This is a genomic window from Clostridium sp. CMCC3677, assembly GCF_023845585.1.
In the GTDB taxonomy this organism is placed as follows: Bacteria; Bacillota; Clostridia; order Clostridiales; family Clostridiaceae; genus Clostridium; species Clostridium aquiflavi.
Genome location: NZ_JAMQHS010000014.1, coordinates 1 through 24,066, shown reverse-complemented (window position 1 = coordinate 24,066; position 24,066 = coordinate 1). Strand labels below are relative to the sequence as shown.

Annotated in this window: 21 protein-coding genes, 1 tRNA gene and 1 rRNA gene; 4 read left to right on the top strand and 19 right to left on the bottom strand. The window is 26.0% G+C overall.

The window, feature by feature from the left end; all coding sequences use genetic code 11:
• Positions 1-47 precede the first annotated feature (47 nt).
• The 3 genes from NG901_RS14915 to NG901_RS14905 all read right to left on the bottom strand — a co-directional run bounded on the left by NG901_RS14915 (position 48) and on the right by NG901_RS14905 (position 2,946).
• Entirely contained in the window at positions 48-1,091 is a 1,044-nt protein-coding gene (locus tag NG901_RS14915) for a CotS family spore coat protein (protein ID WP_252216261.1), read from the bottom strand.
• Positions 1,092-1,184: 93 nt separating this feature from the next.
• Positions 1,185-1,910 (bottom strand): spore coat protein, encoded by a 726-nt coding sequence (locus NG901_RS14910; RefSeq protein WP_252216258.1) that lies wholly within the window; start codon positions 1,908-1,910, stop codon positions 1,185-1,187.
• A gap of 19 nt (positions 1,911-1,929) precedes the next feature.
• Positions 1,930-2,946: a CotS family spore coat protein gene (locus NG901_RS14905; protein WP_252216255.1), complete on the bottom strand. Its 1,017-nt coding sequence runs from the start codon at positions 2,944-2,946 to the stop codon at positions 1,930-1,932.
• 146 nt (positions 2,947-3,092) lie between these two features.
• Here NG901_RS14905 and NG901_RS14900 point away from each other — a divergent pair, with 146 nt between their 5' ends.
• Entirely contained in the window at positions 3,093-4,214 is a 1,122-nt protein-coding gene (locus NG901_RS14900; RefSeq protein WP_252216252.1) for a glycosyltransferase family 4 protein, read from the top strand.
• A 2-nt stretch (positions 4,215-4,216) separates the two neighbouring features.
• On the opposite strand, the gene NG901_RS14895 is transcribed toward NG901_RS14900, so the two are convergent.
• The 6 genes from NG901_RS14895 to tsaD form a co-directional block, all read right to left on the bottom strand.
• Positions 4,217-5,353: an ABC transporter substrate-binding protein gene (locus NG901_RS14895; RefSeq protein ID WP_252216249.1), complete on the bottom strand. Its 1,137-nt coding sequence runs from the start codon at positions 5,351-5,353 to the stop codon at positions 4,217-4,219.
• 25 nt (positions 5,354-5,378) lie between these two features.
• Positions 5,379-6,461 (bottom strand): ethanolamine utilization protein EutH, encoded by a 1,083-nt coding sequence (eutH, locus tag NG901_RS14890; RefSeq protein WP_252216246.1) that lies wholly within the window; start codon positions 6,459-6,461, stop codon positions 5,379-5,381.
• A gap of 314 nt (positions 6,462-6,775) precedes the next feature.
• Positions 6,776-7,192 carry a carboxypeptidase-like regulatory domain-containing protein gene (locus NG901_RS14885; RefSeq protein ID WP_252216243.1) on the bottom strand — a complete coding sequence of 139 codons (417 nt, stop codon included), beginning with the start codon at positions 7,190-7,192 and terminating at the stop codon, positions 6,776-6,778.
• A 162-nt stretch (positions 7,193-7,354) separates the two neighbouring features.
• Entirely contained in the window at positions 7,355-8,542 is a 1,188-nt protein-coding gene (locus tag NG901_RS14880) for a S1C family serine protease (protein WP_252216240.1), read from the bottom strand.
• A gap of 161 nt (positions 8,543-8,703) precedes the next feature.
• Positions 8,704-9,708, bottom strand: coding sequence for an alpha/beta fold hydrolase (locus tag NG901_RS14875; RefSeq protein ID WP_252216237.1), 1,005 nt, complete (start codon positions 9,706-9,708; stop codon positions 8,704-8,706).
• Positions 9,709-9,710: 2 nt separating this feature from the next.
• Positions 9,711-10,730, bottom strand: a complete 1,020-nt coding sequence (gene tsaD / locus NG901_RS14870) for a tRNA (adenosine(37)-N6)-threonylcarbamoyltransferase complex transferase subunit TsaD (RefSeq protein WP_252216234.1) — start codon at positions 10,728-10,730, stop codon at positions 9,711-9,713.
• A gap of 320 nt (positions 10,731-11,050) precedes the next feature.
• On the opposite strand from tsaD, the gene NG901_RS14865 reads away from it, so the two are divergent.
• Together NG901_RS14865 and NG901_RS14860 are read left to right on the top strand one after the other, a co-directional pair.
• On the top strand, positions 11,051-11,668 hold the full coding sequence (locus NG901_RS14865; protein WP_252216229.1) for a RusA family crossover junction endodeoxyribonuclease: 618 nt from the start codon (positions 11,051-11,053) through the stop codon (positions 11,666-11,668).
• 15 nt (positions 11,669-11,683) lie between these two features.
• Entirely contained in the window at positions 11,684-12,247 is a 564-nt protein-coding gene (locus NG901_RS14860; protein WP_252216226.1) for a GDSL-type esterase/lipase family protein, read from the top strand.
• On the opposite strand, the gene NG901_RS14855 is transcribed toward NG901_RS14860, so the two are convergent.
• Positions 12,244-13,200 carry an NAD(P)/FAD-dependent oxidoreductase gene (locus tag NG901_RS14855; protein ID WP_252216223.1) on the bottom strand — a complete coding sequence of 319 codons (957 nt, stop codon included), beginning with the start codon at positions 13,198-13,200 and terminating at the stop codon, positions 12,244-12,246. The genes NG901_RS14860 and NG901_RS14855 overlap by 4 nt on opposite strands.
• Before the next feature lie 30 nt (positions 13,201-13,230).
• Entirely contained in the window at positions 13,231-13,809 is a 579-nt protein-coding gene (yedF, locus tag NG901_RS14850; protein ID WP_252216221.1) for a sulfurtransferase-like selenium metabolism protein YedF, read from the bottom strand.
• Between the two features lie 183 nt (positions 13,810-13,992).
• Here yedF and NG901_RS14845 point away from each other — a divergent pair, with 183 nt between their 5' ends.
• On the top strand, positions 13,993-15,843 hold the full coding sequence (locus tag NG901_RS14845) for an LTA synthase family protein (protein ID WP_252216219.1): 1,851 nt from the start codon (positions 13,993-13,995) through the stop codon (positions 15,841-15,843).
• A gap of 204 nt (positions 15,844-16,047) precedes the next feature.
• Here NG901_RS14845 and NG901_RS14840 read toward each other — a convergent pair whose 3' ends face one another.
• From NG901_RS14840 to NG901_RS14805, 8 genes are all read right to left on the bottom strand, one after another.
• A complete protein-coding gene (locus tag NG901_RS14840; protein WP_252216218.1) occupies positions 16,048-17,391 on the bottom strand; it encodes a TldD/PmbA family protein in 1,344 nt (447 codons plus the stop codon).
• 3 nt (positions 17,392-17,394) lie between these two features.
• A complete protein-coding gene (locus NG901_RS14835; protein WP_252216217.1) occupies positions 17,395-18,777 on the bottom strand; it encodes a TldD/PmbA family protein in 1,383 nt (460 codons plus the stop codon).
• Positions 18,778-19,046: 269 nt separating this feature from the next.
• Entirely contained in the window at positions 19,047-20,504 is a 1,458-nt protein-coding gene (locus NG901_RS14830) for a hypothetical protein (protein WP_252216213.1), read from the bottom strand.
• Positions 20,501-21,898, bottom strand: coding sequence for an ATP-binding protein (locus tag NG901_RS14825; protein WP_252216212.1), 1,398 nt, complete (start codon positions 21,896-21,898; stop codon positions 20,501-20,503). The genes NG901_RS14830 and NG901_RS14825 overlap by 4 nt, the downstream gene beginning before the upstream one ends.
• Before the next feature lie 4 nt (positions 21,899-21,902).
• Positions 21,903-22,592, bottom strand: a complete 690-nt coding sequence (locus tag NG901_RS14820; RefSeq protein WP_252216211.1) for a response regulator transcription factor — start codon at positions 22,590-22,592, stop codon at positions 21,903-21,905.
• A 104-nt stretch (positions 22,593-22,696) separates the two neighbouring features.
• Positions 22,697-23,644, bottom strand: a complete 948-nt coding sequence (locus NG901_RS14815; protein WP_252216209.1) for a polysaccharide deacetylase family protein — start codon at positions 23,642-23,644, stop codon at positions 22,697-22,699.
• A gap of 183 nt (positions 23,645-23,827) precedes the next feature.
• A tRNA-Asn gene (locus NG901_RS14810) sits at positions 23,828-23,902 on the bottom strand.
• A 59-nt stretch (positions 23,903-23,961) separates the two neighbouring features.
• Positions 23,962-24,066 (bottom strand): 23S ribosomal RNA (locus tag NG901_RS14805); the annotation flags it as partial.

Here is a 24,066-nt window from a genome sequence, read left to right as displayed (position 1 = left end):
TAGTTGTTTTTATTTTAATTGCTCCGTCCACTATGATTGTACATATATCAACATTCTGATAAAACATAACTTTTATATTCTTCTATAAAATCTTTTCTAAATTGCTCATTATTTAATTTTGAATTAAATCTATTTAAATAAACTTCATAATCCCATTTCTTTCTCTTGTAATAATAATCTCTTGATATATTATAAAAATCTCTAGGAAAATATAATAGTATATATAATATTTCCTTTTCTTCTTCCATCAAAGGTAAAACTTCTTCATAAGAATTTATTGCTAATAACATCTTATCAATATCAAATGCAGAATTTTTTATAGATTTTAATATAAAATCTGCTATATCCATTATTCTTAAATCTATAGTTAAAAAATCAAAGTCTATTATACTTACATCCTCTTTTTTTATTAAGAAGTTATGATATGCCAAATCATTATGACATAATGATATGGTTTGTCCATTTTTTCTCAAATCAGTATATTTGCTTTTTGAAAGCAATTCTTTAACAACTATAATATCTTGCAAATATTTATCAACATTATTAATAAATAAATCATCAAATTCGTTCTTATATTTATATTTACTTACTAGTTCTTTTAAAAAGCTAAGTTCATCATATGCCTTCTCAAATTTCCACTCCAATGATTCATCTAAAAAATCTTCATTTAACTTTTTTATTAATTCTTCTCTAATACCACTAGAAGCCTTATGCATTAATGCAATATTCTTAGCACATAATTTTATCTCTAAAGGGTTTGTAAAACATGCTTCTCTTCCGTCTAATAAGTCCATTACAACATAAGTTTTATCTTTCCACTTCTTATATATCGAACCATTTTCAAACTCACTATAAGTTATTATATTATTATACTTATCTTTTATATAATTTAACGATTCATTAATTAAAGTTAATTTTTTTTCATTACAGTCTACTTTTTTTAAAATTTTATTACCATTATCGGTGTATATTATAAATACATTTCTTACTGGACTTATATCGTTTATGTTAATTCCTAATTCATTAAAAAATTCAAAACTCAAATCGTAATCACATAGAGAATTCCTCTCAGCATATCTAATCCTATTCATTTACATCCTCCCTACAAATAAAGAAACAACTCCATTATTGTATCTTCTAGCATTCTTGCTTAGTAAAAATAAAAATATTGTATATATTCACTATCAGATAAATATTTTACTTTCATAATCTATACTATTTTTAAATTGTTTTGAAAATTCTTCATATGTTTTTAACTTTTTATTGACTCTATACTTTTCCCATATTTTTAAAGTATCTCTTGGAAAACTACACAATGCTCTCAAATAATTTATACTGTAATTAGATAAATGTGATTCATATACAAAAACTTTTATCAATTTTTCTTCATCTATACAATTATTTTTTCTTTTAATTCTTTTTATATATTTATATAAATCTTCTTCTACTAAGTTATATGACATATACTTCAGACTTCCTATTTGAATATTTCCATTAAATCTTAAATTTCCTTGATCACTCCTTCCAATACATAATTCTTCTCTATTCATGCTTCTTTCTATAATTCCAAAATAATTATGAGAGTATATATAATTTATTACATCATTTGCTTGGTTTAATAATCTTCTACCATCTGAAATAATTAATTTTTCAAAATCATTCTCTATTCCTCTATTCATTATATTCTCATAATCTCTTTGTAATCTTCTTATTTGAACCTTATAACTCTCAATTTCTTTTCCTATAGTACTCTTAATTCTAATCAAAGATTCATTATTATATCCTAATAAAATTTTTTGGAGATTAACCATTGTTTTTACTTGATCTATAGCTTTTTTATTGGTTATATTTTTATCATATTCAAAATACTTCCCCGCAACATCTATTCCCTTACTATTTAAATATTGCATTATATCTAATTCTTCTATTTTAATCTCCTCCTTTGAAGTAATCCTCTATAAATGCTTCTCTTTCATAACAATCGTCTAAGTATTTATTTAATTTATTAATAAAAAATTCTTCTCCCCAAGATTGTTGTTCCCAATATACTTGTATTCCTAACTGCCAGAAGCATTGTGGAAATCTAATAAATTCTCTCATTAATGGAATTTCTTCTTTTTTCAATTCAATTATATCCTCATAATTTTTTAATATTAAATCTGCTTTTTTATCTTCCCATTTTCCATATTTCATACTTCTTATACAAAGAGATGATAAATCATGTAAATGAGAATCTAGTATACAATAATCAAAATCAATTATATTAATTTCATTATTGTTATCAATTAAAATATTGTGATTTGCATAATCATGATGACAAAATCCTGATTTAAATACTTCTTTCTTCATTATCTCCATATAATTATTTCTTTTTAAACCTTCAATACTTTTTTCTGCTCTTTTTAATTCTTTATCTATATTTTTTAAATATAATAAATCAAAATCTGACTTATTAGCCTTTTGACTTATCCTATTTTTAAAATCTAATATTTCATTAGATCTTGTTTTAAATACATCTTCCCAAGAAAACCAACCTATCCTAGGTTGCATCTTATCATTTATTGTGAAATTCTTACTACACTCATGTAATTCTGCTAATTTATTAGACACCTTAGCCAGTTCAAATGGATTGTCATAATTGCTTACTCTAGATGGTATCCATTCTGTTAAATATGCATATTTTCCATCTAAACTAATATATTCTTTACCATTTTTAGTCCTAATAAATTCAGGAATCTTACTAAATTTATTTTGCTGTAGATGTTTAATTGCAGACAAAATAAAATAAAAGTGTTCAAAATTATACTTTATAATTTTTATAGAATAACCTTTATCTTTTGATATTACCTTATAACTATTTTTAACTTTTTCTAAATTATCTACTTCTATTTCATAATTTTCTTCAATATAATCCTTTATTTTTAATACCATATCATTATTTTTCATAAAATTCCCCAAAAATATTATTCTTTTTATTGTATGTTATTTAATAATTTATTGTGATTTAGTAGATATAAAACAACTAATTTTGTATTCACAAAAACCAAGTTAATTTAATATCTTAGTTATATATGTATGTTAAGAGGTGTTTTATGGAAATTGCTATAGATGCTCGTAGTTCTACATTACATCAGGGGACAGGTATAGGAACTTACACTAACAATCTTATATCTAATATGTTATCTGTAAATTTTGAAGATAATTTCACTTTATTTTGTTCTGGAAAATTTAATAAAGACTTTATTAATAAAAACACAGATATTATATATTCTTCAGGAAAACATTCTAGTTTTTATGAAAAATATTATATTCCAAATATATTAAAAGAAAAGAAGATAGATCTTTATCATATTCCTCAAAATGGAATTGGGTTGGAATATTCTAATGCATATAAAAATGTGGTTACTATACATGACCTAATTCCTTATATAATGCCTGAAACAGTTGGAAAAGGATATTTGGAACGCTTTCTTAAAGATATGCCTGAAATCATTTATAATTCAGATGGTATACTTACAGTTTCTGAATATTCAAAGAAAGATATATTAAAGTTTTTTAATGGTTATCCTGAAGATAAAATATTTGTAACTCCACTTGCAGCTAACTCTAAGTTTAAACTTTTAAATAAAATAAATTGTAAAAATTATTTAAATACAAAATTTAATATAAATCAGCCATTTGCTTTGTATATAGGTGGATTTAGTTCAAGAAAAAATGTTTTAGGAGTTATCAAAGCATATATGAAAACATATAAAGATTTTAAAAAGCCCTATAAATTAGTTTTAGTTGGTGGATTAAAAGATGAGGGTGAAAAATTATTAGATTTTGTTAAAACCAATAATTTAGAAGATAATATTATTTTCCCTGGATATGTAAGCGATGATTTATTGCCTATTTTTTACAATGCATGTGACGTGTTTTTATATCCTTCTTTTTATGAAGGTTTTGGACTGCCTCCATTAGAAGCGATGAGTTGTGGAGCTCCCGTAATATCCTCCATTCTCTCTTCAATTCCTGAGGTAACTTCCAATGATGCAATACTTATTAACCCTTATGATGAAGAATCTTTAAAAAATTCATTGGTTGAAGTCCTGAATAATGATAGTTTGAAAGCTGAATTATCAAAAAAAGGATATAATAGAAGCCTCCAATTTACATGGAGGCAAACAGCAATAAAAACATTAGATGCTTATAAAAAAATTATACAATCTTAAGCTTAATCTAAAAGTTCATTTTTTATTTTAATATATTTATCATATTGTTTCATAATTGGAGCTCTCTCTTCTATGTTGCTCATTACAACGAGAGGGCTTTTTCCTGTGAAATTTTTAATTGTATCTTCTGTTTTTATATTTTTATAAGTATAAAGAAAACTAGAAAAAAACTTTCCTTCTTGAATATAATCCATTGACACTTTCGTATTAGTTATTAAATATGTTATGAATTTTTCTACTAATTCAGCATTTTCTTGCTCATCATCTAAAACTATTAAATTATCTCCTTCTTCACAATAAAATCTATTAGTTCCTAAACTTATGCTTGGGGGATTGATTGCAGTCCATTCACACTCTACATCCAATGCTTTAAGCTCTCTCATTGCATCAATTGAAGATATCCTAGCCAAGAATTTTCCATCACTATTTAAATTTAATATATTATTATTTCTAAGAGTATCTATTCTTTCTTTAACTTCATTTTTTATAACATCTTCTGTCTTGTCCTCATCTATATATTGCATAATAATCAAGCTAACCAAGTCCTCATAATCACTTCCTGTAGCATTTAGAATCTGAACAGTGCCATTGCTTTTGTTATATATATCAACACCTAATTTTATAAAATCATCCCAAGTGTTAATATCATCACTACTATAGCCATACTCTCTTAACATATCAGTTCTTATATATAATACCATTGGTTTGGAGTTTAATGGAACTCCCATTAATTTATCATCTATTCTAACTTGATTTATTCTGGACTTTGAAAAATTTTTAGAATATGTATCTAAAATTTTTTTCATATCCTTATATTTAATATTATTATTTTCATTTAAATTTTCAAATTCTAATCTATTTAATAATAATATATCAGTAGATTTATACTTATTATATTTTTCCTTGTTTAATGTTTCACTATAATCATCAATACTATTAATCTCTATATGAACTTTATTATTATCTTCCATGAATTTATCACTGCATTGCTTTAAGTATTCATATGAATCTTCTTTTACAAAAACATTTATGTACCCCTTAACTTTTGGAGTATTATCATCTTGGATGTAAAGTACACAAGATATAATGATAATTACAGTTACAAAAAAAGTTAAGCAATATTTAAGTATATTTCTCATTATTCACACCTCTAAATATTTAACATTATTTTTTATACTTTTGCTCATATTTTAAATAAGTTAAAGCAAAAAGTACTGCTAATATACCACAAAGTAATTTTATAAAAATATATATAGACAATAACTTTGGAGCTACACTTGATACATACCCCATTTGACCTCCAAGTACATACGCACCTCCAACTGAAAATGCTGTACAAATAATTTTACCTCTATCATCTAGTTTATCGAAATTTGAAAATATAACAATTGCTGAAGCTAAACTTCCAATAAGTGCAGCAATAGAATTCAAATTGATATTAAAAAGTTTACTTATTCTACTTAAAGGTTTGCTTAATGATCTTTTTATTACTTCTAACATCACATATGCACCGCCTAAAAACAGAGCTATTCTTCCAACAATAGTGATTACTTCTTCAATAGGCATAATATTATTTAAAAGCTTTATTCCTGAAATAGAATATACCCCTTGTATGATTAATCCTATTATACTTATAAACATTATCATTTTTCCTAAATATTTAAAAATTATTATTAGTTTTTTGGGTCTAAAAATTATACCTAATGTTAAAATTATTGAGAGTAATATTACAGGAAGTAAGTTATAAATTAAAGTGTACACTTGTACCCTTAACATTATTCCTCCAATAAATAAACCTAAAGGCATTGTTATAATTCCACATAAAATCCCCTTAAATACTATTTCCATCATTTCTTGTTTCACTAAACCTACAGCTAATGGTAAAGTAAAGCTAATAGTACAGCCTAAAATTGATGACATTAATATCCCTGAGAAATTCCCCATAGAATTAGATAATGCTAATTCATTAGATAAATTAAAACCACCCATATCAATTGCTATTAGACTTGCTGGAAATATAGATGCATCTAAAGATAGTTTTTGTGCTATTGGTGTTAAAAAGTTAGTTAAAACCTCAGCTAAAAATGGTGTTAAAGACAATATACCAACCATAGATATAGCAAGCGATCCCATTGTTTTTATGCCTTCTTCAAAGTAACTAGATACTTTTAATTTATCTCCTTCTATATAGTCAATAGCACCAATTAAAAAGAAAAATGCTATAATACTTAATACTATATTATTCATGTTTTTCCTCCATATTTAAATTAAATAACTAAAATCCATAATACTCCTTATTGTATAAATTATTGCTAAGAGTATTTAAATTCTAAACATCTAAGCTTTGTCCCAGTTAATGGTATAAATATTTCAAATTTAGACGTAATAAAAAGTCTATCTAATACTAACAATTCTTTTATATGGAATCAATATTAAGTATAACATAAAAAGTCTCCTTTATTATAAAAGAAGACTTTTTATAAACAAAACTCAACTATAATAATCTATTTTCCTAGCATAATTAATTCTAAGTTAGTTTCTTAATTACAATTAGAAATTATCTATCTGCAATGATGACTATGATTGCTTCCACAGCCACTTGAATTATCTTCTGAATCATCACTTGTACCATTTACGCCTATACAAGATCCTTCATAACAATCAACATCTAGTGGAGCGTATCTAATTGAAACATTATCTTTGTATACTTTTAACATATATCTTTTACCTGGACATAAAGGTCCAAGTAAAAATTGACCGTATTTATCAGTAAAAGTGTGAGTTAATGGAACTGGGGTTTTTTGTCCACATCCAGTAACTTGTAATAATTTAACTACTGCATCAGCTACAGCAGCGCCATTTTCATCTATTACTGTTCCATAAATACAACTTCTTCTATCTTTTGATAATCTAATTACCGCATCAATCTGTTCATTTTCTCTAGGACAAATAGAACATACACTTATTCTTCCGCTCATTATTTTTACCTCCAAAAGTTTATTTATGATAATAAAATATGACTAAAGCTTCCATTTTGTGAATATTTTATACAGTATTTATTTTTTTCTCTTATAAAATAAGTATATATATTAAAAAATGCCATGCTTAATTAAAAAATTAAACATAGCATTTGGAATAAACTAATTAGATTTTTCTTCTAATATAATTTCTAAATCAACATTTTTTCCGTCTCTTACAACCTGAATTTTAACTTTATCTCCTACTTCTTTTCCTGACTTTAATTCTTTTAATTCATTAAATTTTGTAATGTTTTTTCCATCAAATTTAGTTATTACATCTCCAACTTTTACTCCTGATTTTTCTGCTGGTGAAAATTCTTCAACACCTGCTACATATATTCCTTCTGGTAAATCATATCTTTTAGCAAGATTATTATCAATCTCTCTTACTTGTATTCCTAAATTTAATATAGGCTTAGATAATGAATCCATCTTTTCTTTTACTTCATTTATTGGAATTGCAAATCCCATACCTTCAACACTAGTTCCACTTAATTGAGTACCTATTTTCATTGAATTTATTCCTATAACTTGACCTTTAGAATTAACTAATGGTCCACCACTATTACCTGGGTTTATAGCTGCATCTGTTTGTATAAGATTAACACTAGTTCCACTTTCACTTGCTACATTTCTATTTACAGCACTTATAACACCTTGTGTAAGTGTTTGTGCAAACTCCTTTGAAAGAGGTGTTCCAATTGCTATAACTTGATCTCCAGGGAATAAAGCATCAGAATCTCCTAGTTCAGCAACTGCTGGAACCTTAGTTCCATCTTCGACTTTAATCATTGCAACATCTTTTGCTTCATCATAATTTACTACTGTTGCATTAACTTCTTTTCCATCACTTAACGTAACTTTTACCTCATTTGCACCTTTTATAACATGATTATTAGTTAATATATAACCATCCTCATTTATAATAAATCCAGATCCAATTCCCTCAACTTCTTGTGGAAAAAATCCAGAATTTGATAATCCTTTTGTAGATACAATTACAACTGCAGGTGCTACTTTATTAAATGCTTCCGTTGTAGAAAGTGTCCCTGAAGATGTTTCTTGAGTAAATATTGATGGGGAATAATTTTTATATTGTGCAGCAGAAATATTATCTTTAACTAATAAGTACGTTATTCCACTACCGAAAATTCCACCAACTAATGCAATTACTAATGAAGTTGCTACACTGGCAATTGTTTTTTTTCTTTTTTTCTTTTTTTTCTGTATATTATTGTCTATAAAACTCTCATCTGTATATTTAATTTCATTTTCATTTACATCTATAAAATTCTCTTTATTATCCATAATAAATTCCTCCTAAAATTTTTATATTTATCTTACACTCTTAGTATAAAGTTATTTTGTGTCAGAAAAATGTCAATATAAGAATATGGGACATTAATATATGTACTACATATTAATATCCCATATTTTTCATTTATTATTTAATAATCTTAATATTAGTTTTATGAATTAACTTTTTCTATTTTTTTTGCCTTTTTTATTATATTATTAACGCCATCCACAATACTTTGTTGATCATGTAATGCATATGGACTGCTCAATATTGAAGACTTATATACTGTTAATAAAGAATTCTCTATAACTTCATCTGATTCAGAAGTAATGTTATTGCTTATTATATATGTTGGTTTAATTTTTATTATGTTATCAATCTTTGTATTAATATCTTTTTTACATAAGTTTCCTATCTCATCATATATTGCCTTAGTATAATTTTTTTTATTTTTATGTATATTAATTTCTTCTTTTGCTCCATTAGGTAAATCTTCTATATCAATATTGCTTTTTATTAATCCTAATTTGTCACTTAACTCTGTAATATAAAAATAACTTCCTATAAATCTTAATTTAGATTTATAGTACTGCCACTTTATAGATTCTGAATATTCTTTACTGTTCACTAAATCATAAGATAATGGATTTATCAAGACAAGACCTGCTACTAGTTCTGGATATTTTTCTGTAAAATTCATAGAAATTAAACTTCCATATTCTTCACTAACAAATACATATGGTTCGCTAGCACCAGATTTTTTTAATAAATTTTTCAAATCTTCTGCTTGTTCCTCTGGTGTTCTTCGTTCACCAGAATCACTAAATCCATATCCTTTTCTGTTATATACAAATGTTTTAACATCAGCATCACGTTCTAGTTTTTTACAAACTTCATCCCATTGATATATGTTACTCCCAATTCCTCCATCAAAGACTATAGTATATGATCCTGTTCCCTTAATTTTATATTCTAATTTCTTAGTCTCTACTCTAACATATTTTAAACTTGCCTTTAATTTTTCATTTGCAATAAAATTGCTTATGGATTGCACTAAAAAGCCAGTTATAAGAAAAACAATTATGATAATTAATGCTCTTCTTAAAAAATCTAATAAATTAAATTTAGGTGATTTAATTCTTTGAAATCCATTCGAATGAGGCAATAAATTCATATTTAACGTTCTCCCAACTTCAAATTAGGCTTTGCATTTATATCAAAAGAAGAAACATAATTTTTTTCATAATTAAAATATGCTGCACTTCCTATCATAGCTGCATTATCTGTGCATAATACTGGCTCTGGAAATAAAATTTCAATATTTTTTAATGCACCCTCTTTTTTTAGAGTTTCCCTTAAACAAGAATTAGATGCAACACCACCTGCTATAGCTATTTTATTAACATTTTTTTTCTTACAAGTTAAAAATACATTATCTTTTAAAACATCTATAACGGCTTTTTGAAATGAAGCAGCTACATCAGCATTGTTAACTTCAATCCCCTTCATCTTAGCTTTATTCAAATAATTTAATACAGCAGATTTTACTCCACTAAACGAAAAATCTAATGTGTCTTCATGGAACTTAGCTCTTGGGAAAGAAATAGCATTAGGATCTCCTTCTTTTGCTAATTTATCAATTTTAGGACCTCCTGGATATCCAAGTCCTAAAGATCTTGCTACCTTATCGTATGCTTCTCCTACTGCATCATCTCTAGTTTTTCCTATAACTTCAAAATCACAAAAATCATTAACAGAAACTATAAAAGTATGTCCTCCTGATACAACTAAAGATATAAATGGTGGCTCTAAGTCCTTATATTGTATGAAGTTTGCACACATATGACCTTCTATATGATTTACTCCAATTAATGGTTTTTTAGCTGCAAAAGCCAATCCTTTAGCATATTGAAGTCCAACTAAAAGTGCCCCTATTAAGCCTGGTCCATAAGTGACACCTATGGCATCAATATCATCTAAAGAAACACATGCATCCTCTAAAGCTTTTTTCACTACATAATCTACTATTTCAATATGCATTCTAGATGCAACCTCTGGTACCACTCCACCAAATTTTTTATGAGTATCTATTTGTGTAGATATAACGTTAGATAAAACTTCTCTTCCATTAACAACAACTGCTGCTGAAGTTTCATCACAACTTGATTCTATTGCTAAAATTAATTTTTTATCCATAATTAAATACCTCTTTTATTTAATTCAATTACTAAATCTATATTTATTAGTTATATTTTATAAGAGTGTGATATATACATAAGCAAAATAAACTGAGTAATTAAGCTAATATCAATTTTCTTATTGTATATATCAACACATACTTAAAACATATTCTATTATTAAAACATTATGTTCAAATACAGATTAACACAAATATTATACTGTATCTAACATATATTATCAATTTTTGATTATTGTATAAGTTACCATTATACTATATATTTTTATATAGTATAATTATATTTTAATGAAATTTATATAAATATTAAGGAGTTTTTATGACAACCTATGCTAAAGTAATTGTTAATGGTTCACCAATAACAAAATCAAATTTTAAATTACATAATACTAATGGACGTGCTATCTTACCTAGTAATTCTGGTAAATATCATGATAGATATGCTATATATGAGCAAGAAATTGCTCTTATTGCTAGAAGTCAAAATCCAGATATTATATTAGAAGAAAGTTTAATAGCTATACTAAAAGTTTATTATAAAAGTGAAAAACGTCATCCAGACACAATAAATATAACAAAAAGTATATTTGATGGAATAGAAAAAAGTGGTCTTATCATAAATGATGCTCAGATTACTAGAATAATCGTCGAGGAATATTATGATAAAGAAAATCCTCGCTTTGAATTAGAACTATTTGCCGAAAGTGAATATGAAATTAATTATTCCATAAATAAAAAATCAGTTTTAGGTAATCCTAAATTATACTCTCCAATAAAGAAAAACGTATTAAATCCAAATACTAACAAGAATAAAGATATAGAAACTAACAAAAATTTTTGTACAATTTGTAATACTATACTAAAAACAAATGATTACATAAAAGCAGATGGTGGAAAAACACTGATATGTAAAAAATGTTTCAATAAATTATTTTAAAGGTGGGTTTGTTTTATGAATAAACATATAGATATAATATTTTTAGGTGATAGTTTAACTTTTGGATATGGTATTCCTAAAAAAGATTCCTGGGTTTATAAAATTCAAAACAGCCTAAACTTAACCTCACTAAACAAGGGCTGTAATGGTGATACAAGTACAGGAATGCTTACTAGATATTATGAAGATGTAATAAAATATACTCCTAATAAAATATTTATTATGTGTGGTAGCAATGATTTGCTTTTAGGAAGAACTGTAAAATCAATAATTGAAAATATAGAATTAATGATACAAGAAGCTTTAGAAATCAACTCTAATGTTATCATAGGCATTCCACCTTCAATCATAGGAAATATGGCAAATGAATTATTTTCATATTCACCTTTTTATAGCTATGCAGAAAAAAATTTAATTAATTTAAAAGAGGAAATAATTAATTTAACTATTAACTATAACCTCTCTTTTATAGATTTCTATTCAATTACTTTAAATAATAGTGATATATATTTAGATGGAATACATCTTAATTCTTTAGGAAATGACCTTATGTATAAAAATGCTATTTGCTATTTCTAATTTATTTTTTTAATATATTCTGCTGATTTTATTCCACAATTAATACCATCTGTTTCTTCCATTATAAGAGCTAGCTTTCCATAAATTAAATTACCACAAGCAAAAATTCCTTCTTTAGAAGTCTCAAACTCTTTTGTTTCTGGAACAAATGTACTTTTATTAATATCTATTTTTAAATTTTGAGCAAGTTTATTTTCTGGTCTAAATCCAACTGATAAAATTAAAGAATCACATTCTATTTTAGAAGTTACATCTTCTTTTAAATTTAGTACTTTAATTTTATTTATTCTTTTATTACCGTAAATTTCTACAACTCTAGAATTTTCTATAATTTCTATGGAAAATCCATCTATTAAGTTTTCAATTTCTTCATCTATTAATTCTTTGATTTCATCTTCAATTATTATTGCTTCTACACTGCCACCTTCAATTAAAATACGTCTAGCTACTAAAAATCCCCATTTATTTTTAGCAATTATCACTGTTTTCTTGCCTGGAAGATACCCTTCTAAATTAATTAATCTATGTGCAGATCCTAAAGTAAATATTCCTGTTAATCCATGAGTTGGAACCATAACACTTCCTGTATATACTTCTCTTGATCCAGTTGCTAGTATTATTGCTTTTGCATATACTTCTTTACTTCCTTCTATTGAATTAACATAAGTTATTTTTTTATCATCTACTATGTCTATAACATTTGTGTTAAGCTTAATATCTATATTAAATTTTTTTAATTTTTCTTCAATAAAATATACATATTCAGGTCCAGTTACTTTTTCTCCTAAGAGTTTTTCACCAAATGCATTATGAATACATTGATTTAATATTCCTCCTAAGCTATGTTCTCTCTCAAATATTAATATATTTTTTATTCCATTTCTCGCTGCACCTAAAGCAGCAGTCATACCAGCTATTCCTCCACCAATTACAATTAAGTCATATTCTAACATTATATTTCCTCCAAATATACAAATCACATATTATAATTTTACTAAGTTATTAGATTCATTTATTATATCTACTATATCAATCATATCGATAATTTCCGAAAAATTATTAGATATATTTAACTTATAATACTCTAAAGATTTATCATGTACAAATACACTTACACCTTCTTGATATAATAATTTTATATTTTCTAACCATCCAGTATTCTCTGGTAATTCTTCAAACACTTTTACACCTTCATTTAAAAATATAATATTTTTAGGAAGTTTTATAGCATCACTTAATGCATTTAAATAATCATTTAATAGAATTTTTCCTAATTTAGAATCTCCTGTTCCAAACTTATCTGATGTTATTAAAACTGAAAATACAGTTTCATCTATTGCCTCTAAACATCCTCTTTTTTCTATAAATACCTGAACATTTTCATCATTTTCTTCTACATCTACATGATATCCTAAATTCATAGCAAAATTAACTATATTAGAATTATCAGATTGTTTTTCTATAATAACTATTGCTTCACCTTCTCCTATAGAATTGAAATATTTTTTTACCATTCTTATAGTTTTAGGAAAAGACAAACCTCTGCAATCTATTTCTTTCATAAAATTTCTCCCCCTTAGTTTATATTAAGTATAAAATTAAGATAAGATAATTATATCATGTTTAATTTTATATGGGTTGTTTGATTTATGTATTTATGTATAATATAAGATGTTAACTCTTTGATAATAATTATTGTATTAATTTTATCATTTTTTTATTAATTCGTAGATTGAGGTGAATTTATGCATTCTTACAAAAATAAAATTATTAATGTACTTAATAAAAATACACTAAACCAATTAATATTATTTTTATTTCCATTAGTTGCTATAGTACTTAAATGTATATTCTTTCAAGGATTCATTACAGGAATCAATCCTTATAGTTTTGATTATAATGTTGGTTATGAATATGCTAGACCATTCTTAAATTATTATCTAGCTTTCGTCTTAATATTCATAAGTTTTTCACTTTTATTTAAAGGAAAAGCAAGGATAGTATATATTTTCATAATAAACATTTTATTAACTGCAGTTATTGTCTTAGATGTTTGTTATTTCAGAGGATTTTTAACAGTTCCTTCTGTTCTTATTGCTACTCAAACAGCAAATTTAGATAATTTATCTGGTGCAATATATTCTATGTTTAGTCATTTAGACTTTATCTTTATAATAGATTTATTTGTACTAGGAATTTATGTTTACTTTACTAGAAAATATGTATCTGAAATAAATAAAAGAGCAATTAAAACTTTCCTTGTAACTTTTATTATGCCAATATTATTTATAGCTTATGTTCCTTTTAATATACATATTCTAAATAATAAAGATGTTAAGGACGCTTATTTATATGATAATTACGATCCAACAAATACAGCTAGATATTTTTCACCAATAGGATATCATGTATTTGACTTATATACTGTTTATCGTGATTCAAAACCATATAAATTCACAGCTGAAGATGAAAATAATTTAAATAAATTATTTGAAATGAAAAATGAAAACTTACCTAACAATGATTATTTTGGTATATCTAAAGGTAAAAATTTAATTTACATTCAAGTTGAATCTTTAGAAAGCTTTGTTATAAACAAAAGTATTAATGGAAAAGAAATTACCCCTGTATTGAACAAATTAACATCTGATGGTTTCTATTTCCCTAATGTATTTGAACAAGTTAATGAAGGTACAAGCTCTGATAGTGACTTAATGGTTAATACATCTATGCTTCCATTAAGAAGAGGAAGTACTTTCTTTAGATATCCAAATGCTACTTACAACTCTTTACCTAATATATTAGAAGAAGAGGGATATAGTAATATTGCTATACATCCTGATAAAGGATCATTTTGGAATTATTCTGCTGGACTTAAAGGAATAGGATTTGATAAGTTTAATGATTACTATTCATTCAATGCAGATGAAACAATTGGAATGGGAATAAGTGATGGAAGCTACTTTAAGCAAGTTGTTCCAATGTTAAAAGAACAATCTAATCCATTTTATGGTCTAACAGTAACATTAACAAGTCACGGCCCATTTGATATACCAAAAGATTATAGAGAATTAGGACTTGATCCTGAATTAGATGCTAGTGAATTAGGTGGATATTTTGAAAGTTTACACTATACAGATGCTCAAATAGGTAACTTCTTAAAATTACTAGATAGTGAAGGATTATTAGAAAATAGTGTAATAGCTATTATGGGCGATCACACAGGAGTTCATAAATATTATAATAATGGAATTGAAAAGTTATCTAATAAAGAAGATTGGTATTTAGATACTGGTAATCCTGTAGTTCCTCTTGTAATTTATGATACTTCTATAAAAACAGGTAAAACTTTTGATTTATATGGTGGACAAATTGATGTTATGCCAACTTTACTTTATATGCTTGGCATCGATAAAGAAAAATATCAAGACACTGCTTTAGGAAGAAATCTGCTAAATACAAATAAATCATTTTCAATCTTAACAGATGGTACAATAAAAGATCAAAACACCCTTTCTGATGAAGACAAAGAAACATACAAAAAAATATTAGATTTATCAGATAAAATGATAAGGGCAAATTACTTTAAAAAATAATACTCTATATAATTAGGCTATCTTTTTGACACCTATTCAAAACATAGCTAAATAAAAAATAGAAGGACTACAAAATTAGTCCTTCTATTTTTTATGTCTATTCAATAAATCTACTATATTATTAATATCTTTTTAAATAAATGTTAATATTTTAGTATAATTGCATAGTGGCATTGGAATTTACTTTATAAGACAATATATTATTTATTTTCCTGCTATTGATAATTCCTTTATAACAACGCATGGTGAACCTACGCTACTCATAGGGAATTTTAAATCACTTCCTATTTCCTCTACATCTTTAATTAGTGTAAAGAAGTTTCCTGCTACTGTAATTTGTTCTATTGGGAATGTCTTCTTTCCATTTTCAATCATAAATCCCTTAGATGCTAAAGAAAAATCTCCAGTAACGGAGTTAGCACCAGAATGAAGGCCCGCAAATTCAGTTATTATTACTCCGTTATTAACCTCTTTACATATGTCTTCAAAGTTTTTCTTTCCTGGTTTTATATAAAAATTTGTTGGACTAATCCCTACTATTGATGCATAAGATGATTTAAATCCATTACCTGTAGATTTAACATTAGCCTTATGTGCTGTCTTTAAATTATATAATAATGTATTTAGTTTCCCATTAGTTATAACTTCTTTTTTATAAGTTGCAACACCTTCATCATCAAATGCCGTTGTTCCAAGTCCATCTTCAAGATGAGGATCATCTATTAACGTTACTTTATCTGAAGCTATAATTTCTCCTTCTTTACCTTTTAATAAAGATAGTCCTTTTTGTGCTTGTTCAGCATTAAAAATTCCTGAAAAAGTTCCAAGTAATGATACCATAGCTTCATTATTTATAACCACTTTATATTTTCCTGATTCTATGCTTCTTCCACCAATTCTTGAAAGAGCCTCTTCTAGTCCATCTTTAGCTAATTTTTCTGGATTAATATCAGATTCTCCCTTTGCAATAACATATCCCATGCCATCATATTTTTCATTATTATCTTCAATTATTGGAACTACGTAAGCTGTTAAGTGATTTCTTGAAGTTGATAAATCCAAACCCTTTGAATTTAATATTCCATAACTAGATTTTCCATATCCTATTCCGCAGCCACCAAAATTAACGACTTTATCACATTGCTTTTTACATTCACTTTCCATTTCTAAAGCTAATTTTATAAGCTTATCAGGTTTTATATTATCCAATTCATCCTTATAACAATTGATTTCATTATACTGACTATCACCGTCATATATAAATTGAGTATCATCATTTTCTATAACTAAAGCTGCACTTTTAGCATTTTCTATAAGAGTATCTATAGAATTTTCATCTAATATCTCTGTATATGAATATCCCATTTTATCATTTATTTTTCCTCTAAATGATAATCCAAATGAATTGTTTAATTTATATTTTTCAACGTCTCCATCATAAATATTTATACTTAAACTTTCTGCATCAGAATAATATATTTCACATTCATCAAATCCTGATTTTTTAGCTTTACTCATTAATTTCTCTTTAAACAAATTAAATTCCATGTACTATCTACCCCCAACTGTCATTTTCTTAACTCTAATCATAGGTTGACCTACATTAGTTGGAATACTTCCTGAAGAAGAACCACACATTCCTTGAGCTAATTCTAAATTATTACCCACCATATCAATGTCCATAAGAACTTCGCTACCTTTTCCAATAAGACTTGCACCCCTTACTGGTTCCTTAATAACACCATTCTTAACTAAATATCCTTCTTGTACAGCAAAGTTAAATTCTCCAGTTACAGGATTAACTGAGCCTCCGCCTAACTTCTTAGCATATAAACCATCTGAAATTGATTTAATTATCTCCTCTGGGTTATCTGTCCCATTTGCTATATACGTGTTAGTCATTCTTGAAGTCGGTTGATATTTATAACTCTGTCTTCTAGAACTACCAGTTGGTTTCATATTCATTCTTCTACCATTTAATTTATCAATCATATATCCTTTTAATATACCATTTTCAATTAAAATATTTTTTTGAGTTTTATTACCTTCATCATCTATATTAAGTGATCCCCAAGCATTAGGTATTGTACCATCATCTATAGCTGTTACTTTAGTTGATGCTATTTGCTGTCCTAATTTATTAGCAAAAACAGAATTACCTTTAGCAACAGAACTCGCTTCTAATGCATGACCACATGCCTCATGGAATATTACTCCACCAAATCCATTATCTATTGCAACAGCCATATTACCTGCTGGACAATTTTTTGCATGAAGCATTGTATGAGCTATTCTTGCTGCTTCTTTTCCATGATATTCAGGATCTATATTTTCAAACATTTCAATTCCCATATGTCTTCCTGGCCCCTCAAATCCTGTTTGATTCTCTGATCCTTTAGATGCTATAGCATTTATTCCAAGTCGTGTTCTTATTCTTTTGTCTTCTATATATAATCCGTCACTATTAGCGATTAAAATATTTTGTTCCTTATCACCATAGCTTGTTATAACCTGTGAAATTTCACTATTATAATTTTTAGCACTATTATAAGCTAACTTTAAAATATCTATTTTTTTATTATAATTTACATCCTTAGGATAAAACATTATTGGATGTATTGTTTGTATCTTTTTCTCATTTATTATAATATTCTTTTCCTTTTCATTTGCATTCCCTAAAGCTAATGCTGCTCTATAAGCTGTTTCTAATAAAGAATCTAAACTATTATTATTTGTATATGCATATACGCTCTTTAATCCTTTAAAAATTCTAATTCCAATACCATAGTTTCTTCCACCTATAGCATCCTCTACTTTTCCATCTATTAATGATATGGAATTATTTACAGAATCATCTTCAAAAATTTCTGCAAAATCCCCCCCAGTTACTAAGCATCTTGCTAATACCTGTGATACAATGCTTTTTGTTAACATATAAATCCTCCCTCATATTTTCAATCTTTTATATAATAAAACTTCTTATTACAATACAATTACTATAATAATTTAAACTATACTACTCTTATATTCTCATATTATTTACTATAATACTATGCCATATTATAGTAAGTCTATCTTAATTTTAAATTTTACTTTAATAGTTTTTATATATAATTTATATATTATCTCATTTTAGCATTCCTAAGTTCAATTACTCAGTCCACTTTGCTTATGCATATATCAACACACTACTAAAACAGATCCTAATTTAAAAATGGTTTTGCCCAAGTATCAACATAATCTCCTATGCACCATTCAGCCATTATAATTTGATCATTTTTATCCATTTCTATTATATCAAGTGGAACATTGTTTATTTTTGAATTTTGAATTTCATCTATAAGCAAACCTTGTTCAGTTAAAATTAATGCTATTCTTTTGTTAGGAGATGTAAATGCATCTTTAATTCCTGGAAGTTCTCGCTTTAATGTTTTCCATGGAATTAAAAGAGAATCATAATTTACTAACTTCTTATTTTGTTTTAAATTTAAATTATAATCATATCCACTTCCCTCTAATCCATAAGCAGGTGATATTTTACCAATAACAGTCCATTTTCCATTTACTCTTTTAAGAGAAAAATTGCTGTAATTCATATATGGACTATATTTTTGTTTCTCTTCATTAGAAAAATTATTAACAATATTATCATAAGCTTGGTTAAAAGCTTTATTAACATCAATAGTAAATATATCACTTATAACAATTGGTATATTAGACGTTATGTTATCTATTGGTAAAACCTCATATTTAGCATAATCACCATTGAAATTATTACCTTCATATACCTCTGTAGCCACATAATCATTACCAACAAAATTTATACTTATATATCTATTTTTATCTATACTTTCTAAATTTTTATTATCATTATTAATAAAATCTTTATTATTAATTGGCTTAGCATCAAAATATTCATAATAATAATCATTTTTATTTATAAATTTTTTATTTATGTTCCAAATCCCATTCATACGAGGAACTATTAGACCTGATTTATCTCTTATAGGTTGTAATTCTCCATTTTTAAATGAAATATATAATGTCTTATACTCTTCTGTGTTATTTTCTTTATTTTTTGATTTTATGCCTAGATAAACTCCAACTGGATAATCATAATCATTAATTAATTTATTTTCTGCCTTATGTTCTTCATTTTTTGTATCATTTTCTACAACATCATTTATTTCATCAATAAAACTAACATTATACAATGCTCCATTGTAAAATATAAATCCATCTTTATCCGTATTCTCTATAAATTCAAACATTATATTATTATTATTAAAAATTGATATAACTTCATAATTTTCTTTGTCTAGATTAAGATCTCTTATACTATATTTTTCTTCATATGAAATAACATAATCATCTTTAACTAATTTTAATTTGTATGAAATATTTCTATACTCAACATTCTTTAGCTTTATATATTCATTACATATTTCAATATTTTCTCCTACAGAAAATTTTTTATTACTAATAGAATATATATCATTATCTAAAATTTTATAGTCATTTATTTGCCAAACGCCTTTAATACTTAAAGATTTATTTTCTGGTGCTTTAATTTTATAAATTTTATTTTGTGCCACATCATTACACCCTATTATAAAAAAAGATATAAAAACAACTAAAAATATATTTATAAATTTTTTCATAAATCTGTCTCCCTTGTATTAGGAATTGATATAGTAACTCTAGTCATCTTCCCTTCTTCACTTACTATATCTAAATATCCATTGTGAAGATTAACTATTTCTTCACAAATAGATAATCCTATTCCGTTTTGAGATTTTGAATTAGCACCCTTATAGAATTTCTCTTTTATTTTTGGTAAATCACTTTCACTTATTCCACAACCATTATCTTCTACTATTATTTTTAAATCTTTTTCTCCTTGATTAAAAATAACACTAACATTCCCACTTTTATCTACAAACTTAAATGAATTATCTATTAAATTTATTAGAACTTGCTTCATTCTATCTATATCTAAATAATATATTTTGTTATCTAAATTAGATAATACATTAAAGTTAATGCATTCTTTTAAAGCTCTAGGTATCATATAATTTTCTATATATTCTATTAATTCCATTATATTTACCTTTTCTCTCTTTAATTGCATTTTCCCATTTATAAGACGTGAAAAATCTAATAATTCTTCTACCATATTAGATAATCTATCTGTTTCTTTTTCTAATATATTAAAACCTAATTTAAATGTATCTTCATCAGTATTATTATCTTGAAGGGTTATTACCCAGCCTTTTATAGAAGTTAATGGCGTTCTTAATTCATGGGATACAGATGATATAAAATCATCTTTTAACTTTTCTCTTTTTATAATTTCTTCTGCCATATAATCTAATGTATTGGCAAGTTGAGCAACTTCGCCTTCTCCACTTATATTATTTCTAACTTTTAAATTTCCATTAGCCATTTTTTGTGAAATATTAGTTAGCCTTTTTATTGGATTTATAATTTTATTTGATAAAATTAAACTAATAATTATTCCTAAAAGCAATACAAATATAGATATTAACATAAAAAAGAAAAATATACATTTTAATTCATTATTAACCTCTTCTAAAGATATAACATATCTAATTATTCCTATCACTTCATTATCATTTAATAGTGGCTCTGAAACAGACATTACCTTATAATTGCTATAGCTTACATCACCAACATAGCTCCCACTTTCACCATTAATTGCTTTTTTAACATCAGGTTTTTCATGCAAATTATTATCATAAACTCCTATTGAATCCATTAGTAAGTTTCCGTTTTCATCTAATATTTGAACCTCAGCATTACTTTTATTCCAAAATGAATCAACATTATCATATATATTTTCAATCAAACTTGATTTATATAAGTATTTATTATAAAAATTAGTTGCTATTTCTATTTGATTTCTTAGTAAAGTTTCAGCATTATCATAATAATATTTTTTTACAAATGTACCTAAAAGTACATTCATACATATAACAGTAAATAATATCAAAAATATAAAACTTCTAATTAGTGTATTTTTAATACTTTTCATTTTATTATCCTTTCCATCTATATCCCTTACCCCATATTGTCTCTATAAATTCTGGTTCTGACGGATTATCTTCTATCTTAGCTCTTAGGCGTCTAATATTAACGTCTATTAACTTAGGATCACCAAAATAATCATATCCCCATATTAAATTTAAAAGCTCATCTCTTGAAAATGCTTTATTCGGATTTTTTAAAAATAATTTCATGAGTAGATATTCTTTTGGGGTGACATCTATTTCTATGTTATTTTTAAATAATTTTTGCGAATATAAATCTATTATGAATGGTTCCCTAATTAGCTTATCAATATTTTCTTTATCATTATTTTCGTCGCCAATTCGTCTTAATATTGCTTTAATTCTAAGAATTAGTTCTAATGGATTAAATGGTTTTATTATATAATCATCAGCACCATATTCTAATCCCATTATTTTATCCATATCTTGAGTACGCGCTGTAAGCATTATAATTCCTATTTTAGGATACCTTTTTCTCAATTCATCGCATACTTTAAAGCCATCTATACCTGGAAGCATAACATCTAAAATTGCTAAATTAATATTAAATTCTTCTGCTGCCTTAAGCCCATCTTCACCCGTTCCTGCTTCTATCACTTCAAAATTATTTCTTTTTAAATTTATTTTTATAAATCCTCTTATACTTTCTTCATCTTCAACTAATAGAATTTTAATCATAAATAAGTACCTCCTATCTACATTATCCCTATTTATCTTTTTCTTATAATAAAAAAGAGACTTCAAAAGCCTCTTTATATATATTTATGAAAATAACATTAAATTTATTTTATACTTTTAAGTTCATATCCTTGTTCTCTTAGATAATCTATTACTTGTGGTAATGCTTTGGCAGTTTCTTGTTTTCCTGCTGCGTCATGCATCAATATAACTGCTTTTTCTCTTCCAGCAACACTTTTCTTTACTTCTTCTAATAATTCAGAAGCAACTTTTGTTTTTCCTTCTGCATCCTTAGATAATGCATTCCATTCAATATAACTATATCCACCTTCTTTAAGCTTTTCTTTTATTGTATCTTGGCCTTTCCAAGACATAAGACCACCTGGAAATCTAATAGTTTTAGTTACAAAATCTTTTCCTAAAACTTGTCTAAATGTTTCATTATTTTTTTCTATATCACTCATAAAGTTTTCAATACTTACAATTCTATTAGGATATAAGTAATGATAATCATGTGAATATGTGTGACTAGCTACTGCATGTCCATCTTTAACTATCTCTTTTAACAACTCTTTAGTTCTATCGCTTTCATTTATAGATTTTCCTAATGTAAAAAATGTAGCTTTAGCATCTTTATCTTTTAATACTTTTAATACTTCTGGAGTTACACTTTCTGATGGACCATCATCAAAAGTTAAGTATGCAACCTTATGACCATTAGCACCTTCAGGCATCTTACCAATGCTTTGCTCATATAAGTATTTTTCTACAAAAGCTGCTGAATCAGCATTAGGATCTTCTTCTGCAGTTAAATATCCTGAGTTGTCTAATTTATTCTCTTCTACAGGAGTACCCTCTGATTTATTTTCAGTTACAACTTCATTATTATTACTAAGTTCACTTGCATCAGCATTAATACTTTTACTATGCATATATTTAGCTGATAACATTCCAGCTACTACCACAACTAAAACTATTGAAGAAAATAAAATTATTTTCTTTTTTTTATTTCTTCCAGCACTTCTTCTTCTATGATTAATATTATTACTCATTTACTGTTATCCCCCATAATCTTTTTATTTCAATATAGTTTGTCCATTTTTTAAGTTAATCAAATTACTACACGTATAATTATATAATACAGCATTTCTGTTTTTGTTACAAAATTATTACATATATAGATAATTTAAGACAATAAAAAAAAGCCGATCAAATCGACTTTAACAATATCAAATTGGCTCCGCGAAGAGGACTCGAACCTCCAGCCTATCGGTTAACAGCCGAGTGCTCCACCATTGAGCTATCGCGGAATATAATTGAAAGATTGTTCTTTCAAAATTGCACATAAAATGTATATAATAAATATGTATTGGTCAAGCCCTCGACCTATTAGTATCAGTCAGCTAAATATGTTGCCATACTTACACCTCTGACCTATCAACCTTGTAGTCTTCAAGGGGTCTTACTAGCTTAC

Bases quoted from the DNA above. Each gene is read 5' to 3' on its own strand.
- NG901_RS14865 (WP_252216229.1), top strand. From the start codon at position 11,051: ATGACAACCTATGCTAAAGTAATTGTTAATGGTTCACCAATAACAAAA.
- NG901_RS14845 (WP_252216219.1), top strand. From the start codon at position 13,993: ATGCATTCTTACAAAAATAAAATTATTAATGTACTTAATAAAAATACA.
- NG901_RS14820 (WP_252216211.1), bottom strand. From the start codon at position 22,592: ATGATTAAAATTCTATTAGTTGAAGATGAAGAAAGTATAAGAGGATTT.
- NG901_RS14860 (WP_252216226.1), top strand. From the start codon at position 11,684: ATGAATAAACATATAGATATAATATTTTTAGGTGATAGTTTAACTTTT.
- NG901_RS14895 (WP_252216249.1), bottom strand. From the start codon at position 5,353: ATGAGAAATATACTTAAATATTGCTTAACTTTTTTTGTAACTGTAATT.
- yedF (WP_252216221.1), bottom strand. From the start codon at position 13,809: ATGAAAGAAATAGATTGCAGAGGTTTGTCTTTTCCTAAAACTATAAGA.
- NG901_RS14885 (WP_252216243.1), bottom strand. From the start codon at position 7,192: ATGAGCGGAAGAATAAGTGTATGTTCTATTTGTCCTAGAGAAAATGAA.
- NG901_RS14905 (WP_252216255.1), bottom strand. From the start codon at position 2,946: ATGAAAAATAATGATATGGTATTAAAAATAAAGGATTATATTGAAGAA.
- NG901_RS14825 (WP_252216212.1), bottom strand. From the start codon at position 21,898: ATGAAAAGTATTAAAAATACACTAATTAGAAGTTTTATATTTTTGATA.
- NG901_RS14855 (WP_252216223.1), bottom strand. From the start codon at position 13,200: ATGTTAGAATATGACTTAATTGTAATTGGTGGAGGAATAGCTGGTATG.
- NG901_RS14880 (WP_252216240.1), bottom strand. From the start codon at position 8,542: ATGGATAATAAAGAGAATTTTATAGATGTAAATGAAAATGAAATTAAA.
- NG901_RS14900 (WP_252216252.1), top strand. From the start codon at position 3,093: ATGGAAATTGCTATAGATGCTCGTAGTTCTACATTACATCAGGGGACA.
- NG901_RS14840 (WP_252216218.1), bottom strand. From the start codon at position 17,391: ATGGAATTTAATTTGTTTAAAGAGAAATTAATGAGTAAAGCTAAAAAA.
- NG901_RS14910 (WP_252216258.1), bottom strand. From the start codon at position 1,910: ATGCAATATTTAAATAGTAAGGGAATAGATGTTGCGGGGAAGTATTTT.
- NG901_RS14875 (WP_252216237.1), bottom strand. From the start codon at position 9,708: ATGAATTTATTGCCTCATTCGAATGGATTTCAAAGAATTAAATCACCT.
- NG901_RS14815 (WP_252216209.1), bottom strand. From the start codon at position 23,644: ATGAGTAATAATATTAATCATAGAAGAAGAAGTGCTGGAAGAAATAAA.
- NG901_RS14830 (WP_252216213.1), bottom strand. From the start codon at position 20,504: ATGAAAAAATTTATAAATATATTTTTAGTTGTTTTTATATCTTTTTTT.
- eutH (WP_252216246.1), bottom strand. From the start codon at position 6,461: ATGAATAATATAGTATTAAGTATTATAGCATTTTTCTTTTTAATTGGT.
- NG901_RS14915 (WP_252216261.1), bottom strand. From the start codon at position 1,091: ATGAATAGGATTAGATATGCTGAGAGGAATTCTCTATGTGATTACGAT.
- tsaD (WP_252216234.1), bottom strand. From the start codon at position 10,730: ATGGATAAAAAATTAATTTTAGCAATAGAATCAAGTTGTGATGAAACT.
- NG901_RS14835 (WP_252216217.1), bottom strand. From the start codon at position 18,777: ATGTTAACAAAAAGCATTGTATCACAGGTATTAGCAAGATGCTTAGTA.